Here is a 1,468-nt window from a genome sequence, read left to right on the forward strand (position 1 = left end):
GGGGGGGTGCCCCTATGGGTTTCGTCAACCCGTGGGGGCGGGTTGGGGTTCGTAGAAGGTGCCGTCTCGGAGCATGGCGAAGAGGACGTCTGCTCGTCGGCGGGCGAGGCAGAGGAGGGCTTGGGTGTGGTGCTTGCCTTGGCTGATCTTCTTGTCGTAGTAGGCCCGGGAGACGGGGTCGGCGAGGGCGGCGAACGCGGAGAGGAAGAAGGCCCGTTTGAGCTGTTTGTTTCCTCTGCGAGAGGGTTGTTCGCCTCGGATTGAGGAGCCTGAGCTGCGGGTGGCCGGGGCGAGGCCGGCGTAGGCGGCGAGGTGGGCGGCGGACGGGAACGAACTGCCGTCGCCGACGTCGATGAGGATCCTGGCTCCGGTCCTGACGCCGATCCCCGGCATGGATGTCAGGACCTTGGAAAGAGGGTGGTTCTCCAGCAGTTCCTCGATCCGGCCGGCGAGGAGTTTGCGCTGGTCGAGGACTGCTGTGAGCGAGCTGGCGAGGCTGGGGACGATCAGTGCGGCCGCGTCGGTGCCCGGGACGACGACGGTCTGCTCGTCCAAGGCGGTGAAGATGTCCTCGACCAGCCGTTCGGCCATTCTCGGGGCCTTCGGACGTATCAGGGTCACGAGCCGTCGTCTGCCGGCCTTGCGGATCTGGGCCGGCGAACCGAACCGTTCCAGCAGCATCAGGACGGCCGAGTGCTGGATCCGCGGGCCGAGGACTCGCTCCAGGTGCGGGTGGATCTGTGTCATCAGGCCGCGAAGTCGGTTGCTGATTCGGGTGGCCTCGCCGGCCAGGTCGTCGTCGAACCCGACGATCATCTCGAGCTCGGCGATGGTCTCGTCCTCAAGGTCGACCGAGCGGAGTGTGTGCGGCATGATGCGGGCCGCGTCGGCGATCACGAAGGCGTCGCGGGCATCGGTTTTGGCCTCGCCGGGGTAGAGGTCGGCGATCCGTCGCATCGTCAATCCGGGCAGATAGGCGACCGGGCAGCCCATGTCCCGGGCCACCGCCAGCGGCAGGGCGCCGATCGAGGCCGGCTGATCGACCACCACGAGGACGGTCCCGTGCTTGGCCTTCAGCTTGCCGAACACTTCGCGGAGCTTCGGTTCGCTGTTGGGCAGCCGCTTGTCGAAGGCTTTCTTCCCGGCCGGCGTGACGGCGGTGGCATGGTGTTCGCCCTTGCCCACGTCCAGGCCGAGGAAGGCGCCGATGTCGCTGACGTCGATCACGTGCATCCTCCGGTCGTTCCCACCCGGCCGTCCGTCGGCACCGATCGCCACATCCACATTACGAAGAGCCTCCCTGCCTCCCGGAGGAGTCGGTGGTCATGCCCCTAATCAGCGGTCTGTCAGTGCCTCCGGGACCGGTGACACCACCCCCCGGGCCATACCTTCAACAGGGGGGAGCAGTCATGCCGGTCCCGGAGGCCGGGAGCCCCATTGCGGAACCACGAAAAAGGTAATGGGGGGG

General features: G+C 67.3%; 1 protein-coding gene. It reads right to left on the minus strand.

Features of this window, described 5'->3' with window-relative positions; genetic code table 11:
- Window positions 1-24 precede the first annotated feature (24 nt).
- Window positions 25-1,233: an IS110 family transposase gene (locus tag CU044_RS32135; RefSeq protein WP_165372027.1), complete on the minus strand. Its 1,209-nt coding sequence runs from the start codon at window positions 1,231-1,233 to the stop codon at window positions 25-27.
- Between the last annotated feature and the right edge of the window lie 235 nt (window positions 1,234-1,468).

Source organism: Streptomyces sp. L-9-10, from assembly GCF_004151105.1.
Classification (GTDB): Bacteria; Actinomycetota; Actinomycetes; order Streptomycetales; family Streptomycetaceae; genus Streptomyces.

Bases quoted from the DNA above. Each gene is read 5' to 3' on its own strand.
- CU044_RS32135 (WP_165372027.1), bottom strand. From the start codon at position 1,233: ATGCACGTGATCGACGTCAGCGACATCGGCGCCTTCCTCGGCCTGGAC.